Annotated in this window: 16 protein-coding genes and 1 tRNA gene; 7 read left to right on the forward strand and 10 right to left on the reverse strand. The window is 60.1% G+C overall.

Annotated elements, in window-relative coordinates:
* Window positions 1-189: 189 nt before the first annotated feature.
* Complete coding sequence (locus ACFWHB_RS15535; RefSeq protein ID WP_106887516.1) at window positions 190-1,629, reverse strand: alanine/glycine:cation symporter family protein; 1,440 nt, start codon at window positions 1,627-1,629, stop codon at window positions 190-192.
* Between the two features lie 724 nt (window positions 1,630-2,353).
* Here ACFWHB_RS15535 and tal point away from each other — a divergent pair.
* The gene (tal, locus tag ACFWHB_RS15540; RefSeq protein ID WP_139745836.1) at window positions 2,354-3,304 is read left to right on the forward strand and encodes a transaldolase; all 951 of its coding nucleotides are present in this window, start codon (window positions 2,354-2,356) and stop codon (window positions 3,302-3,304) included.
* A gap of 193 nt (window positions 3,305-3,497) precedes the next feature.
* On the forward strand, window positions 3,498-3,677 hold the full coding sequence (locus tag ACFWHB_RS15545; protein ID WP_025326190.1) for a DUF3545 family protein: 180 nt from the start codon (window positions 3,498-3,500) through the stop codon (window positions 3,675-3,677).
* Between the two features lie 88 nt (window positions 3,678-3,765).
* On the opposite strand, the gene ACFWHB_RS15550 is transcribed toward ACFWHB_RS15545, so the two are convergent.
* A complete protein-coding gene (locus tag ACFWHB_RS15550) occupies window positions 3,766-4,314 on the reverse strand; it encodes a hemerythrin domain-containing protein (protein ID WP_106887518.1) in 549 nt (182 codons plus the stop codon).
* A 165-nt stretch (window positions 4,315-4,479) separates the two neighbouring features.
* On the reverse strand, window positions 4,480-5,166 hold the full coding sequence (ung, locus tag ACFWHB_RS15555; RefSeq protein WP_395948805.1) for a uracil-DNA glycosylase: 687 nt from the start codon (window positions 5,164-5,166) through the stop codon (window positions 4,480-4,482).
* 575 nt (window positions 5,167-5,741) lie between these two features.
* Here ung and grcA point away from each other — a divergent pair.
* Entirely contained in the window at window positions 5,742-6,122 is a 381-nt protein-coding gene (gene grcA / locus ACFWHB_RS15560; RefSeq protein WP_025326187.1) for an autonomous glycyl radical cofactor GrcA, read from the forward strand.
* A 106-nt stretch (window positions 6,123-6,228) separates the two neighbouring features.
* Here the strand turns inward: grcA and ACFWHB_RS15565 are convergent, their stop codons facing one another.
* The 7 genes from ACFWHB_RS15565 to hemA all read right to left on the reverse strand — a co-directional run bounded on the left by ACFWHB_RS15565 (window position 6,229) and on the right by hemA (window position 13,180).
* The gene (locus tag ACFWHB_RS15565) at window positions 6,229-7,512 is read right to left on the reverse strand and encodes a dicarboxylate/amino acid:cation symporter (RefSeq protein WP_395948806.1); all 1,284 of its coding nucleotides are present in this window, start codon (window positions 7,510-7,512) and stop codon (window positions 6,229-6,231) included.
* A 304-nt stretch (window positions 7,513-7,816) separates the two neighbouring features.
* Window positions 7,817-8,671, reverse strand: coding sequence for a 3-deoxy-8-phosphooctulonate synthase (gene kdsA, locus ACFWHB_RS15570; protein WP_106887521.1), 855 nt, complete (start codon window positions 8,669-8,671; stop codon window positions 7,817-7,819).
* A gap of 38 nt (window positions 8,672-8,709) precedes the next feature.
* Window positions 8,710-9,510, reverse strand: a complete 801-nt coding sequence (locus ACFWHB_RS15575; protein WP_234678165.1) for a SirB1 family protein — start codon at window positions 9,508-9,510, stop codon at window positions 8,710-8,712.
* Between the two features lie 11 nt (window positions 9,511-9,521).
* Entirely contained in the window at window positions 9,522-9,905 is a 384-nt protein-coding gene (locus tag ACFWHB_RS15580; RefSeq protein WP_043133018.1) for a SirB2 family protein, read from the reverse strand.
* A 42-nt stretch (window positions 9,906-9,947) separates the two neighbouring features.
* Window positions 9,948-10,781 (reverse strand): peptide chain release factor N(5)-glutamine methyltransferase, encoded by an 834-nt coding sequence (gene prmC / locus ACFWHB_RS15585; RefSeq protein WP_395948807.1) that lies wholly within the window; start codon window positions 10,779-10,781, stop codon window positions 9,948-9,950.
* Window positions 10,781-11,869: a peptide chain release factor 1 gene (gene prfA, locus ACFWHB_RS15590; protein ID WP_106887524.1), complete on the reverse strand. Its 1,089-nt coding sequence runs from the start codon at window positions 11,867-11,869 to the stop codon at window positions 10,781-10,783. Before prfA ends, prmC begins: the two co-directional genes overlap by 1 nt.
* 51 nt (window positions 11,870-11,920) lie before the next feature.
* The gene (gene hemA / locus ACFWHB_RS15595; protein WP_106887525.1) at window positions 11,921-13,180 is read right to left on the reverse strand and encodes a glutamyl-tRNA reductase; all 1,260 of its coding nucleotides are present in this window, start codon (window positions 13,178-13,180) and stop codon (window positions 11,921-11,923) included.
* 125 nt (window positions 13,181-13,305) lie between these two features.
* On the opposite strand from hemA, the gene lolB reads away from it, so the two are divergent.
* The 4 genes from lolB (at window position 13,306) to ACFWHB_RS15615 (ending at window position 15,956) form a co-directional block, all read left to right on the forward strand.
* Window positions 13,306-13,884, forward strand: a complete 579-nt coding sequence (gene lolB / locus ACFWHB_RS15600; protein WP_395948808.1) for a lipoprotein insertase outer membrane protein LolB — start codon at window positions 13,306-13,308, stop codon at window positions 13,882-13,884.
* 26 nt (window positions 13,885-13,910) lie between these two features.
* On the forward strand, window positions 13,911-14,780 hold the full coding sequence (gene ispE / locus ACFWHB_RS15605; RefSeq protein ID WP_395950213.1) for a 4-(cytidine 5'-diphospho)-2-C-methyl-D-erythritol kinase: 870 nt from the start codon (window positions 13,911-13,913) through the stop codon (window positions 14,778-14,780).
* A tRNA-Gln gene (locus ACFWHB_RS15610) sits at window positions 14,760-14,834 on the forward strand. Before ispE ends, ACFWHB_RS15610 begins: the two co-directional genes overlap by 21 nt.
* A 174-nt stretch (window positions 14,835-15,008) precedes the next feature.
* On the forward strand, window positions 15,009-15,956 hold the full coding sequence (locus ACFWHB_RS15615; protein WP_025326177.1) for a ribose-phosphate pyrophosphokinase: 948 nt from the start codon (window positions 15,009-15,011) through the stop codon (window positions 15,954-15,956).
* Window positions 15,957-16,016: the final 60 nt, after the last annotated feature.

The following is a 16,016-nucleotide window of genomic DNA, read 5'->3' on the forward strand; positions in this document are numbered from 1 at the left end:
GCATAACGGGCCAAGGTGTGCTGGATGTGAAGTGGCGTGAAGTCTCGTCGCTGTTGCCAAGGAGGCCTTCAGCCCGCCTCCTGTGAGCCCAGTCATCCCATGCCACAGCCCCGGGCGGGCATGGGCCCATATAGAAGAGGGGAGCCCATGGCTCCCCTCTTTCATTACCCAACCGGATCAACCCAGGACTCAGGCCTGCTTGCTCTTGGGCGGGTTGTCCCAGATCCCCGCTTCCAGCTGGCTGCGGATCTCCGGGTACTTGTTGGCATCGAAGGTGGGGACGCGACCCAGCTTGAGCTGATCGTTGTAGTCCTTGGCCAGCTTGATGGCGACCCCCGAGAGCAGCAGTATGGCGATCAGGTTGACGATGGCCATCATCCCCATGGAGACATCCGCCAGGGCCCACACGGTCGGCAGCTCACCCACTGAACCGAACATCACCATGCCCAGCACGAACATCCGGAACAGCATCAGGCCGCCCTTGTGGTTGTGCTCCAGGAACACCAGGTTGGTCTCGGCGTAGGAGTAGTTCGCCACTATGGAGGTGAAGGCGAAGAAGAAGATGGCCGCCGCGATGAAGATGTTGCCACCGCCACCGACCTGGGAGGAGAGCGCACGCTGGGTCAGCTCGACCCCGGTTACGCCGGAGCCCGGCTCGAACTGGCCGGACATCAGTATGATGGCGGCAGTACAGGTACAGATGACTATGGTGTCGAGGAAGACCCCCAGCATCTGCACATAGCCCTGGGACGCCGGGTGCGGCGGATAGGGGGTCGCGGTCGCGGCGGCATTGGGAGCAGAGCCCATACCGGCTTCGTTGGAGAAGAGGCCGCGCTTGATGCCGTTGATCATCGCCTGGGAGATTGCGTAACCCATGGCGCCGGAACCCGCCTGCTCGATACCGAAGGCCGACTTGATGATGAGCACAAACACCCCTGGCAATTCGCTGATGTTCATCGCCACCACAAACAGCGCCATCAGGATGTAGGCCAGCGCCATGAAGGGTACCACCAGCTCGGCGAAGCGGGCTATGCCACGGATGCCGCCGAAGATGATGAGGCCGGACAGCACCACCAGTGCCAGGCCGCTGACCCAGTCAGGGATGCCGAAGGCCACGTTCATGGCCAGGCTGATGGAGTTGGCCTGCACCGCATTGAACACCAGACCGAAGGCCAGCAGCAGACAGAGGGAGAAGACCACCCCCATCCAGCGCATGCCGAGCCCACGCTCCATGTAGTAGGCGGGACCACCACGGTAGTTGCCGTCTTCGTCCTTGACCTTGTAGAGCTGGGCCAGGGTACTCTCGACGAAGGCGGTGGCCATGCCGATGAAGGCGATCAGCCACATCCAGAAGATGGCGCCAGGGCCCCCCAGATAGATGGCGACGGCCACGCCGGCCAGGTTGCCGGTGCCCACACGGGCGGCCAGGCTGGTACACAGGGCCTGGAAGGAGGAGATGCCGGCACTGTCGGATTTGCGGCTATTGCGCAGTACCGAGAACATGTGGCCGAAGTGACGGATCTGGATAAACCCCAGGCGGAAGGTAAAGAAGAGTCCGACCCCGATCAGCAGGTAAATGAGCACGGCTCCCCACATCAGGTCGTTAATCATTGCAATCAAGGTGTCCATAATTCTCTCGTTGTTATCACATCCATGGTCAGTCTGCGCTGACCGCTCTCTGTCAATTTCCGAATTAGCATTGCGCCGAAGGGGCGGAATCTAGCATAGGGAGGGAATTCAGAATAGTGATTAGGCTCACTGGAAAGACAAAAAACGAGCGATTTGATGCAAAAAAGCTTCATTTAGCACGCAAATAATCAACAAAACTTGATGTGCGATTCTACAGTTGATAAATAAGACCCGAAAGGGGCTCATTTGTCGATATTCCCATGACGGTAAAAACAGATGCCTTCACCGGCGGTGGTAAGGCAAGCGTTTGCCTCTGATGTCGCCCAGCCAGGGGCTTGTCACGCCAAACGTTTTACACGTAATTAAATTTCAAGTAGCTGACAAGAGTATTTGTGTGACCCACTGCACAAAATGAAGAATCAACTAAAAAAATTGCTTTTGTGCCGGTCGCAGGGCGTTGCCAAAAAATCAGTAAAAGTCGTTTTTTATCAGATACTTTCCTCCTATCGCCTCCCCCTCTCCCACCACCTGGGTGATTCACGTACAAGGCTCCCTATTGCAGGAAGCGCCACATCCGTATTAATTAGGCAGGCAGTGGCGATGGGCCACCCCCATCGTGCTTTTCTGAGCCTGAGTCGCCGGGATTTTGTAATTTTATTTCAGAACGGCCGTCTCACGCCCGCAACCCCTGGGATTGCTCCCTCATATAGAGATGATATTTGCTATGGCCGATAAATTAACCCAGCTGAAAGCCCTGACCACGGTAGTTGCCGACACCGGCGACATCGAAGCCATCAAGCGCTACCAGCCCATCGATGCCACCACCAACCCCTCCCTGGTGTTGAAGGCATCCGAGATCCCCGAGTACGCGGCGCTGATCGAAGACGCCATCAACTGGGCCAAGTCCCAGAGCCAGGACAAGGCACAGCAAATCATCGACGCGGGCGACAAGCTGGCGGTCAACATAGGTCTGGAAGTACTGAAGATAGTCCCGGGCCGCATCTCCACCGAGGTGGATGCCCGTCTCTCCTTCGACACCGACGCCAGCATCGCCAAGGCCCGCAAGCTGATCCGCCTCTACAACGAAGCCGGTATCACCAACGATCGCATCCTGATCAAGCTGGCCTCCACCTGGGAAGGCATCCGTGCTGCCGAAGTCCTGGAGAAAGAGGGCATCCAGTGCAACCTGACCCTGCTGTTCTCCTTCGCCCAGGCCCGTGCCTGTGCCGAAGCCGGCGCCTTCCTGATCTCCCCCTTCGTGGGCCGCATCCTCGACTGGTACAAGGCCAAGCACAACCGTGACTACACCGCGAGCGAAGATCCGGGCGTGGTCTCCGTCACCGCCATCTACGACTACTACAAGCAGCACGACTACCAGACAGTGGTGATGGGTGCGAGCTTCCGCAACACCGGCGAGATCCTGGAGCTGGCTGGCTGTGACCGCCTGACCATAGGCCCTGCCCTGCTGGAAGAGCTGAGCAAGACCGAAGGCGCCGTGGTACGCAAGCTGAACTACACCGGCGAGCGCAAGGCAAAGCCGACCCCCATGACAGAAGCACAGTTCCGCTGGGAGCTGAACCAGGACGCCATGGCGGTCGAGAAGCTGGCCGAAGGCATTCGCATGTTCGCCGTCGATCAGGGCAAACTGGAAACCATGCTGGCCAGCCGTCTGTAAAAGACGGGCCGAGGCCATCTCGGCCAGCCCCCTTCACAGGAGGTGTTGCGCCGATAAAACCGGGCTCCCGAAAGGGCAGCCCGGTTTTTTTTATCCACCTTCCCGATTGTCACAACTTGGTCATAAAAGCGTTTTATTTTCAAATGCGTCGTGTTATACGAATGGTGAAAACCATAAAACCAAGGAGGGAGCCATGGACATGTTCAACTTCGATTTTGACGAGGTCGTTGAGCTGGGTTCACGTAGCCGCGGGACAACGGGAAAGAAACGCAAATGGCGTGAGATAGAGGCGCTTAAAGACAAGCACCGCCTGCAAAAGGAGCTGCAAGCCATCGACATCGCCTATGAAGGTTCGGAAGAACTGGAGCTGTAGTGTCACCGACGTCGCCCGTGGCGGCACAGACCCACTGACACAGTAAAACAAGACGCCCCGGCCAAGCCGGGGCGTCGTTTTTTGCACTTCAGGATGAGGGAGGCAACGAGAGCTGCTTGGCCAGCGCCTGGAAGTGCTGGCTCACCTCGGCCCCGAACAGGGGATCATTGATGGCCCTGTTCTGCCAGAGCTGCTCGAGTTGACGCCAGTCATCCTCGGTCAGGGAGTCACGCAGATGGGGGAAGATCACCCCCTCCTCGTAGTTCATGTGGGCCTCCTGCTGCTCGATGAACTGCTCCAGCTTGGCGGTGAACTGCTCAAGCGGAATGACGGCGTCCATCAGTATCATCTCCACCATCTCCTTGAGCTCGGTGCCGGCCACCAGCAGACGGGCGTGCTCCTCATGCAGCCGGTTGGCGACCTCCCCCTCCACCACCCTGTACTTCAGGTAGTAGTCATAGATCATGTCTTCCTTGGGGTGATGGAACTTGTCGGAGACCTCCCGCAAGTAGTCCACCACGTCCCTGAGCAGGAAATAGCTCACCGGCTGCTCATTGCGGATGGCTGCCAGCTTGTGCTTGAGCAGCGTCAGCAGCCTGGCGATGTTGAGGTGGTCCTTATGGAGACTGGATAACATGAGCACTCCTTGCGCTGAATTGAAAAAGGTACTGTCTCGAGTATACGGTCATTTATTACCCGAACTTTGCACTCAATCAAGTCAGTTGCAGACAATCCCCGCCCCGGCGACGCAAGCGACCTGACAACTTTGGGCGCCCTTGCCTGCCCAGAGGCGGGAAGAGGGTCAGGCCGGCACCGGCTGGTGATGGCAGACCGAGAGCCAGTCGATGGGGCTCATCCCCTGCTGCACCAGCAGGCGGTTTGCCTCCGAGAAGTGGCCACAGCCGATGAAGCCGCGGTGAGCGGACAATGGGCTGGGATGGGGAGCCGTCAGCACATGGTGACGCGACCGGTCGATGAAGCGTCCCTTCTTCTGGGCATGGGCTCCCCACAGCAGGAAGACCACCCCCTGGCAGTGGGAGTTGATCCGCTCTATGACCCTGTCGGTGAAGGTTTCCCAGCCCAGATGGGCATGGGAGTGGGCCATGCCCGCCTGCACCGTCAGCACAGTATTGAGCAGCAGCACCCCCTGGGTGGCCCAGGACTCCAGGAAGCCGTGACCGGGTGTGACAAAACCCGGCAGATCCCGCTGCATCTCCTTGTAGATGTTGACCAGGGAGGGAGGCGTGCGCACCCCGGGCAGCACGGAGAAGCAGAGGCCGTGGGCCTGACTCGGCCCGTGATAGGGGTCTTGCCCCAGGATCACCACCTTGACCTGATCCAGCTCGGTCAACTTGAAGGCATTGAACACCTCGGTGGCCGGGGGGTAAATCACCTTGCCCGCTTCCCGCTCCTCCCTGACGGTCGCCAGGGTTGCCTTGAAATAGTCCTGCTCTTTCTCAGAACCGATCACATCCTTCCAGGTCAGCACGCCAGTCTCCTCTCTCTGTGAATCCACTACCTCTGGCACCCCAATATCCTCGATGAATGCCGCAAGGGGCTCAGGATAGGGGGCCGGGCAGCAAGACGCAACCGCGACTCGGCGCTGGGGGATGGCAACACCTGCGCCCCTGTGTCTGCCAAAACTCCTGGCACCCTGCCTATCGAGATGACGGCCGATGGCCGTAGCCATCCGCGCCTTGGCGGCCGCACACCTGACCATCCAGTGACGTTCTGCCCTGAGCTTATAAAGAGAATAAGCGCTAAAGATGTAGTTAAATTACTAGATATACCCAATAAAAAATGCATAATTCATATATCTTACAAAATCATAAAAATGATCTATTTTTGATTAATCTCAATGAATTAATCCCTTTCCTCGCGCGCAAAATGCGCCTTTATTGATTTGGATCAATTTTCGTATTATTACCATCGTGGTATATATGACCCCAACGAAGTAAAGGTGTAAGGCAAGGCCCCGTTAAATCATCCCGTCATCAAGGTGGTTTAAAAACATCAGGGTAATGTGCTTACCGTTGAATCCGCTTTCCTATGAGGAGTCATACCATGATCAAGGGCATCCAAATCACCCAGTCCGCCAACGCCGCACTGCTGAACTCTTTCTGGCTGCTGGATGAAGAGAAGCAGCAAGCTCGCTGCATCTGCGCCAAGGGCGACAGCTTCGTCGCCGATCAGGAAGTCGCACTGTCCGACCTGGGCCAGTTCGAATACCGTGAACTGCCGGTCCAGACCGAACCCGTGGTCGAGGGTGGTCAACACCTGAACGTCAACGTGCTGCGCCGCGAGACCCTGGAAGACGCCATCGCCAATCCGGAAAAGTACCCGCAGCTGACCATCCGCGTGTCTGGCTACGCAGTGCGTTTCAACGCCCTGACCCCGGAACAGCAGCGTGATGTGGTCACCCGCACCTTCACCCAGAGCCTGTAATTCCCTCTGCGGTCATCTGCACCATGAAAAACGGCCCACTCGGGCCGTTTTTTTATGGGCAAGCCACAGTGCCTGCCCATCTCTCCTTGCAGACCGCGCCTGCCGGCTATCCGTGCTGGTCGACCTTCTGCACGGCGACCGGGTTGGCGAGCACCTCGTTCATCTTCTGCTCGTCGAGCTGATCGCAGTAGCGCGCCACCACCAGAGTCGCCACGCCGTTGCCGATGAGGTTGGTCAGGGCCCGCGCCTCCGACATGAAGCGATCTATCCCCAGGATCAGCGCCAGCCCGGCGAGTGGCAGGTGCCCCACCGCCGAGATGGTGGCCGCCAGCACGATGAAGCCGCTGCCGGTGACCCCGGCCGCCCCCTTGGAGGAGATGAGCAGCACCACCAGCAGGGTGAGCTGCTGGAACAGATCCAGCGGCGTATTGGTCGCCTGGGCGATGAAGACGGCCGCCATGGTCAGGTAGATGGAGGTGCCATCCAGGTTGAAGGAGTAACCGGTCGGGATCACCAGGCCCACCACCGACTTCTTGCAGCCGAGCGCCTCCATCTTCACCAACATGCGCGGCAATACGGATTCGGAAGAGGAGGTGCCCAGCACGATCAGCAGCTCTTCACGGATGTAGGAAATAAAGCGCACTATGCTGAAGCCATTTGCCCTGGCAATGCTGCCCAGCACCATGAAGATGAATAGCAGGCAGGTCACATAGAAGCAGGCAATTAACTGGCCGAGTTGGACCAGCGAGCCGATCCCATATTTCCCTATGGTAAAGGCCATGGCACCAAAGGCGCCAACCGGTGCCAATTTCATGATCATATTGATGATGCCGAAAATAACCTGGGAGAAGCTGTCGATGACATTGAAGACCAATTTCCCCTTCTCGCCGATATGGTGCAGGGAGAAGCCAAACAGCACCGCAAACAGCAACACCTGAAGAATGTTGCCGCTGGCAAAGGCGCCGATCACGCTGCCCGGGATCACATCAAGCAGGAAGGCGATGATGCCCTGCGACTTGGCTTGCTCGGCATAGGCCGAGATGGAGCTGGCATCCAGCGTGGCGGGATCCACGTTCATGCCGACCCCGGGTTGCAGCAAGTTCACCACGCACAGCCCGATGACCAGGGCTATGGTGCTCACCACTTCAAAGTAGAGCAGCGCTATGGCACCGGTTTTCCCCACCGCCTTCATGCTCTCCATGCCGGCGATGCCGGTCACTACGGTGCAGAAAATAACGGGGGCAATGATCATCTTGATTAATTTTACGAAGCCATCACCCAATGGCTTCATATCAGCCCCGAGGTCGGGATAGACATGTCCCAGAAATACCCCCAGGGTGATCGCAAGCAGCACCTGGAAATAAAGGCTGCTGAATACTTTCTTGTGCATGATTAACGTCCTGTTAATTAATTGACATCTCATATGGCAGAAATAGGCATGCAGGGAGCCGTCACGAGAAAATATCCTTCTCTCGTTGGCGTCATGCTATTTCATCATCGCAACGGCGCCACTTTCACACGTTATAAGAAGCAATTAAGAGACATTAATCACACAACATATTTAACATCATTAACACCACAGCAACTGCGATATAGTTGGTCGACGATGTATTTGAGACCCTATTGAAAACATTTTGGATAAAAAAATGCCCCGCATGGCGGGGCACCTGGCATCACTAAAGCGGCGTGCTGGATCAGGCGGAGGTATCCAGTGGCTCGAAGCCCTTGATGAGATCGTCGATGGCCTTCATCTGCTTGAGGAAGCCTTCCAGCTTGTCCAGCGGCAGGGCACTCGGGCCGTCGCAGCGGGCCACTTTCGGGTCCGGGTGGGATTCGATAAACAGGCCCGCCAGGCCGACCGCCATGCCGGCACGGGCCAGCTCGGTCACCTGATCCCGACGACCACCGGAGGCGGCTCCCAGGGGATCGCGACACTGCAGGGAGTGGGTCACGTCGAAGATGACCGGATAGCCGCCAGTGCTCTTCTTCATTACGCCCAGGCCCAGCATGTCCACCACCAGGTTGTCGTAACCGAAGTTGGCACCGCGCTCGCACAGGATCAGGCGATCGTTGCCGCACTCCTCGAACTTGTCGGTGATGTTCTTCATCTGGCTCGGGCTCAGGAACTGCGGCTTCTTGATGTTGATGACGTTGCCGGTGCGGGCCATGGCCTCCACCAGATCGGTCTGGCGCGCCAGGAAGGCGGGCAGCTGGATGACATCCACTACCTCGGCAACCGGCTTGGCCTGATGCACTTCATGCAGATCGGAGATGACCGGCATGCCGAAGGTCGCCTTGAGCTCTTGGAAGATCTTCATCCCCTCTTCCAGGCCCGGGCCGCGGTAGGAGTGGATGGAGGAGCGGTTCGCCTTGTCCCAGCTCGCCTTGAACACGAATGGTATGCCCAGCTTGCTGGTCACTTCCACGTACTTCTCGCACACCGCCATCGCCATGTCGCGGGATTCCAGCACGTTCATGCCGCCAAACAGCACGAAGGGCTTGTCGTTGGCGACGTCGATCGCGTTGATCTTGATATTCTTCTGTTCCATCTCAGCATCCTTAAGTGAAGAGGCTTCCCCAGACCCCCTCAATGGAGGGGCTTGGGGCTAAGATCCAGACTGGCCAGCTGGGTTTTCAGCACGTCGGCCACAGGATCGTCCGGGCATTGTTCAATAAAGTATTCAAAATCGTCGGCGGCGAAACGGGGGCAGTCGAGCTGCTCGTAGATGAAGCCCCTATCCCGCGTCTCCAGCGGATCTCCGGGCTTCATGCGCAGCAGCAGCTCGCTGCAGCGCAATGCTTCTGTCATGCGCTCCTCCCGCAGCAGGGCCCCCTTGCTGACGTTGAGCAGGCGTTCGATGATCTCCCACTGCCCGCAGGGCTGCAGATGGTCATCGCTTAAGGTCGCCAGGTTGCCGAGGGCACCGCGCAGCAGCAGCTCGATGCGGTGCAGGCTCAGTTCGTCACCGTTGAAGGGGTCCACATAAACCTCACCCTCCAGGCCGGCGAAGCTCACCAGGAAATGGCCCGGGAAGCAGATCCCCTCCACATCCAGGCCAATCTTGCGACCCAGCTGGATGATGAGGATGCCAAGGCTCACCGGTATGCCCTTGCGTTGTACCAGCACCTGGTTCAGGTCGCAGTTGGCGGCAGAGAAATAATCCTGCCAGTCGCCCCGAAACCCTAAGGTCTGGTAGAACCCCTGCAACAGCTGACGGCGCACCTCGTCACAGTCCCCTTCGACTATGGCCTCGTCCAGCCAGCTATCGAGACGGGCCAGCTCGGCCTCTCCTGCGCCGCCATGGCCCAGGATCTCATCGCTCACCGACAGTGCCAGTTCGGCCAGGTCGTGGGCCTCGAAGTCGGTCCACTCATCCACACGTATCATCGTCGTCATCCCTAACCGAACAGGTTGGCCTGCTTTTGCACCGCCAGCTTGGCGATAAAGAAGATCCACCCCAGGGCCCCCAGGAAGGCAAACCAGCGGATGCTGTTGCTGCGCGCCAGGCGCAGCGCCATCATGCCGAGGAAGGCCACCGCCAGCACGGCGCTCAGCTTCTCGCTGAGCCAGGGGATCCCGTTGTTGAGGGGATTGAGATCCAGCACCATGCACAGCAGCACGCCGGAGAGCACCACCAGGCCATTGAGCCAGCCACTGGCCTGCAGCACCCGGCCGTTACGGGCATGAATGGAGCCGGTTTGGGCCCAGTAAAAGCGCAGCATGAACATCAGCACGGCCCCGACAATCAGGGTGAGGTGCAGATGTTTGAGAACAACATACATATGGTTTCCTTGCACAGGGGCGGACAGTTCCGCCCGTCATCATCACGGCGCCAGACGACCCAGGGTCACCCGCTCGTTATCCCCATAATCCCGCACGGTTTCCACCTGGCAGTAGCCCTGTTGCAGCAGAAGCTGACGCACCGCTGCCCCCTGCTCCCAACCGTGCTCCAGCAAGAGCCATCCCCCCGGGCACAGATGGGCGGGGGCACCGGCGACTATCAGGCGAATGTCCGCCAGCCCCTGCTCGTCCGCCACCAGGGCGGAGCGGGGCTCGAAGCGCACGTCCCCCTCCTCCAGATGGGGATCAGCCCCGTCGATATAGGGCGGATTGGAGACGATCATCGCAAAACGTGGCGCATCCAGCAGGGGCTCGAACCAGCTGCCGTCCCGCACTTCTATGGGCAACCCCAGGGCGGCGCTGTTGGCGCGGGCCAGGGCGGCGGCGTCCGGCATCCTGTCCACCGCCCATACATCGGCATCGGGCCGCTCGGACTTGAGCGCCAGCGCGATGGCGCCGGTGCCTGTGCCCAGATCCAGCAGGGCACAGGGGCCGGCAGGCAGGCGCGCCAGCGCCTGCTCCACCAGCACCTCGGTGTCGGGGCGCGGGATCAGGGTGGCCGGGCTCACCTTGAGGGGCAGCGACCAGAACTCCCGCTCGCCGATGAGGTGGGCTATGGGCTCACCGGCCAGGCGGCGGTCAAGCCAGGCTTGCAGTGTGGCCTGCTGGGCAGCATCGAGCTCGCGCTCCGGCCAGGTCATCAGGTAACTGCGCCGGCAAGACAGCAGATGGCAGAGCAGCGCATCGGCGTCGGCACGGGGGGATTCCCCGGAGGCCAACGTCGCCATGATGTGGGCACGAGCCTGCTGGATTTGCATTAATTGCTCTCGGCCAGGGAGGCGAGCTGATCGGCCTGGTATTCCTGCACCAGGGGGGTGATGACGCAATCCAGATCCCCTTCGAGGATCTCCCCCAGACGATAGAGGGTGAGGTTGATGCGGTGCTCGGAGAGGCGCCCCTGGGGGTAGTTGTAGGTACGGATACGCTCGGAGCGATCCCCTGAGCCCACCAGGTTGCGGCGGGTGCTCTGCTCGGCGGCGCGGTGGCGCTCGTCCTCGGCGGCCTGCAGCCGGGCGGAGAGCACCGACATCGCCTTGGCACGGTTCTTGTGCTGGGAGCGCTCATCCTGGCACTCCACCACCAGGCCGGTAGGCAGGTGGGTGATGCGGATGGCGGAGTCGGTCTTGTTGACGTGCTGACCACCGGCCCCGGAGGCGCGGAAGGTGTCGATCTTCAGCTCGGAGGGGTTGATCTCGATCTGTTCGGCTTCCGGCACTTCCGGCAGCACGGCCACGGTACAGGCGGAGGTGTGCACCCGGCCCTGGGATTCGGTCTCGGGGACCCGCTGCACCCTGTGGCCGCCGGATTCAAACTTGAGGCGGCCGTAGACGTGCTCGCCGTCCACCTTGGCAATCACCTCCTTGTAGCCGCCGTGCTCGCCGTCGTTGCAGCTGACGATGGAGACGCGCCAGCCCTGGCGCTCGGCATAACGGGAGTACATGCGGAACAGATCCCCGGCGAAGATCGCCGCCTCGTCACCACCGGCGCCGGCGCGGATCTCCAGGTAGCAGTTGTTGTCATCCTTGGGGTCGCGCGGCAGCAGCATCACCTGCAACGCCTGCTCCTGCTCCTCTAAGGTCGCCTTGGCGAGCGGCAGCTCCTCCTGCGCCATCTCGCGCAGGTCGGCGTCGTCCTCTTCCAGCATCATCCGGGTGGTCTCGAGGTTCTCCTCGGCCTGACGGAAGCGCTGGAAGGCGTGCACTATGTCTTCTAGCTGGGCATATTCCCGGGTCAGGGCACGGTATCTGTCCTGATCCGAGGCGACCCCGGGCTCGCCGAGCAGGGCCTGTACTTCTTCGTGGCGCTCGATGAGGCCTTCCAGCTTTCTGATCAATGACGGGTTCATAAATCTTGTGTTCTCGATGGAGGACGGGACAACCGGCAGGTTGCCCGAAAATTATGACTCTTGTGACAATCCCAACACCTGACGCAGTTGGGACAGCTTGTGGGTGTCTCCCTGGGCTGCGGCCTGGCGCAGGGCCTGGGTCGGTGCGTGGATCAACTTGTTGGTGAGGCGGTGAGCCAGGGCCTTGAGCGCCTGCTCGGCATTCTCGCCCTGTTGCAGGGCCAGCAGGGCACGCTGCAACTCTTCATCCGCCACCTGTTGGGATTGGTGGCGATAATCGCGAATGAGGTCCACAGAGTGCTGGCTGCGGTACCAGCCCATGAAGTCACCCTGCTCTTCCTGCACTATGAGCTCGGCCTCGGCGGCCGCCCGCTTGCGGGTCTCGAGGTTCTGCTCGATGATGCCCTGCAGATCGTCCACCGTGTAGAGATAGGCGTCGGAGAGCTCGTCCACCTCGGCTTCGATGTCGCGGGGCACGGCTATGTCCACCAGGAACATGGGCCTGAAGCGGCGGGCCTTGAGGGCGCGCTCCACCATGCCCTTGCCGATGATGGGCAGGGGGCTGGCGGTGGAGCTGATGACGATGTCAGCCTCGTGCAGGTAGTCCGGGATCTCTTCGAGGGTCATCACCTGGGCGCCGAACTCCTCGGCCAGCAGCTGGGCCCGCTGCAGGGTGCGGTTCGCCACCATCATCTGGGTGACGTTCTGCTCGCGCAGGTGGCGGGCCACCAGTTCTATGGTTTCGCCGGCACCGACCAGCAGCACCTTGGTCTGGGAGAGATCGGAGAAGATGCGGCGGGCCAGGCTCACGGCGGCGAAGGCCACCGACACGGCGCTGGCGCCAATCTCGGTGTCGGTACGCACCCGTTTCGCCACCGAGAAGGATTTCTGGAACAGCCGCTCCAGCGAGCCCTTCACCGCTTCCGCCTGCTGGGCGTGGGCGTAGGACTGCTTGATCTGCCCCAGGATCTGCGGCTCTCCCAGCACCAGAGAGTCGAGCCCGCAGGCGACCCTCATCAGGTGGCGCACCGCCTCCTCGTCCTGGTGCCGGTAGATGGCGGAGACCACCTCGCTCGCCTCCAGCTGGTGGAACCGCTGCAGCCAGCTCAGCACCTGCTCCCCCTGCCCTTGCTCCAGGCTGCAATACAGCTCGGTTCGATTGCAGGTGGAGACGATCACCGCCTCGCTGACACCGGGCTGCTCCACCAGCTCACGCAAGGCGCGATCGATGCAGTCCGGGCCAAATGCGACCCGTTCCCGCAAGGCGACACTGGCGGTGTTGTGGTTGATTCCGAGGGCAAGCAGACTCATGGGTGGGTGATGATCGTTTCGTGCACAGGGTATGAAGGCCGACAATTGTACGAGAAAGGGTAAGTCTTTAAAAGCGATACGGCCGCCCCTTATACTGTGGCAAATCTCTTATCCGGAGCACGACCTTGTTCTTGCGTATCTTCTCCCTCGCCTGCCTGCTGGTACTGGCCGGCTGTACCACCACTCAACCCCAGCGGGATCAGGTCAACTGGCAACAGGAACGGGCCCGTCTCGAACAGCTGACCCACTGGGAGCTGTCGGGCAAGATGGCCATCATCACGGCCCGCCAGAAGGGCAGCGCCCGCCTCAACTGGCAGCAGGAGGGCGACGACTATCGCCTCAACCTCACCAGCCTCATCGGCACCCATATCCTGGAGCTCTCCCGCCGCAAGGGGGAGATCACCCTGACCGACAACGAAGGCAAGGTGCACCAGAGCCAGGATGCCGAGGCCCTGGTCTATCAGCTCACCGGCTGGAATATTCCGGTCACCGGGCTGCCGGAGTGGATCAAGGGACTGCCGGGTGAGGCCGAATTCGAGCTCAACCCCGACGCCAGCCTGGCCTCGGTGCGCGACGGCCAGTGGCAGATCGTCTATGGGGACTATCGGGATCAGGACAACTACCGGCTACCGCACCTGCTGACCATGACGGGTCAGGGCAGCCGCCTCAAGTTGCAGATCAACCAATGGACCCTGGCGCCATGATGAGCCTCCCAGACCAAAGCGCGCCGATGACGGCGATCCGCTGGCCGGCGCCAGCCAAGCTCAACCTCTTCCTGCACGTCAACGGCCGTCGCCCCGACGGCTATCACGAGCTGCAGACCCTGTTCATCTTCCTGGATCACGGCGACTGGCTGGAGTTTGAGCCCCTGCCGGGAACCAGCCTGCTCACCCTGAGCCCTGCCATCCCCGGGTTGCCCGATGAACAGAACCTGATCATCCGTGCCGCCCGCCTGTTGCAGGGGAGGCTGCCAAGCCCGATGGGGGCCCATATCCGGCTGGAGAAGGTATTGCCCATGGGAGGCGGCATCGGCGGCGGCTCGTCTGACGCCGCCACCACCCTGGTGGCGCTGAATCATCTCTGGCAGGCGGGCTTGAGTGAAGACGAGCTGGCGGAACTCGGGGTGCAGCTGGGGGCCGACGTGCCCGTGTTCGTGCGCGGCCGGGCCGCCTTTGCGGAAGGGGTCGGCGAGAAGCTGCAACCGGTCGAGGTGCCGAGCGCCTGGTATCTGGTGCTCAAACCCGATTGTCATGTGGCAACGGCGGCGGTTTTTCAGGATCCCGAGCTGCCCCGCAACACCCCCAGGATGACATTGCACAACCTGCTGGAAGGGGTGTGGAAAAACGATTGCGAATTGCTGGTGAAAAAGCGCCACCCCGAGGTTGCCAATGCGCTCGGCTGGTTGCTAGAATACGCGCCGTCAAGAATGACGGGCACTGGCGCCTGCGTCTTTGCTCAATTTGAAGACGAAGTGGCTGCTCGGAAGGTGTTGGCAAGGGTGCCGGAAGGCTGGGATGGGTTTGTCGCCAAGGGCGAGAACATATCACCACTCTTCGCCACTTTGCAACAAGTCAGTGATTGGGGTATCGCCAAGCGGTAAGGCAGCGGGTTTTGATCTCGCCATTCCTAGGTTCGAATCCTAGTACCCCAGCCAATCTGACATAATGGTGCCGAAGGTGACGGCTCTGCTGTCCACCCGGGTAATCTGGCGCCACCATGAACTTCCAGAGACCTTGTCCGTTATCTTGATAAATCGTTTGCCCCAAAACGATATGGGTCTGGTTTCAGACTCCCCCACATACTGGATGCAACCCCGAGGTTTCAAACCGTGCCTGACATGAAGCTGTTTGCTGGTAACGCAACGCCGGAACTAGCCCAGAAGATCGCAGATCGCCTGTTTATCAAACTCGGCAATGCTGCCGTAGGTCGCTTTAGCGACGGCGAGATCAGCGTACAGATCAATGAGAATGTACGTGGTGGCGATATCTTCATCATTCAATCCACCTGTGCCCCGACCAACGACAATTTGATGGAATTGATCGTTATGGTGGATGCACTGCGTCGTGCTTCAGCTGGCCGTATCACAGCCGTTATCCCCTACTTTGGTTATGCCCGTCAGGACCGCCGCGTCCGTTCCGCTCGTGTACCTATCACCGCCAAGGTTGTCGCTGACTTCCTCTCCAGCGTGGGTGTGGATCGCGTGCTGACCGTTGACCTGCATGCCGAGCAGATCCAGGGCTTCTTTGACGTTCCGGTCGACAACGTGTTCGGCAGCCCTGTGTTGCTGGAAGACATGCTGTCCAAGAACCTCGAGTCTCCTGTTGTCGTATCGCCGGACATCGGCGGCGTGGTCCGTGCCCGTGCCATCGCCAAGCTGCTGGACGACACCGACATCGCCATCATCGACAAGCGTCGTCCCCGCCCGAACGTCTCCCAGGTCATGCACCTGATCGGCGACGTGGCCGGCCGTGACTGCGTCATCGTCGACGACATGATCGATACCGGCGGCACCCTGTGCAAGGCGGCCGAAGCATTGAAAGAGCGTGGCGCCAAGCGCGTGTTCGCCTATGCGACCCACCCGGTCTTCTCCGGCACCGCCGTGGAAAACATCAAGAACTCGGTCATCGACGAGCTGATCATCACCGACTCCATCCCGCTCACCGCCGAGATGAAGGCGATCGGCAAGGTCAAGCAGCTGACGCTCTCCTCCGTGCTGGCCGAAGCCATCCGTCGTATCAGCAACGAAGAGTCCATCTCTGCCATGTTTGAGCATTGATAGACCCCGTTGTGACAAAAACCGCCAACTGGCGGTTTTTGTTTTTTCAAGCCTGGTCAA

Source organism: Aeromonas mytilicola subsp. aquatica (assembly GCF_044336385.1).
Lineage (GTDB): Bacteria > Pseudomonadota > Gammaproteobacteria > Enterobacterales > Aeromonadaceae > Aeromonas > Aeromonas rivipollensis.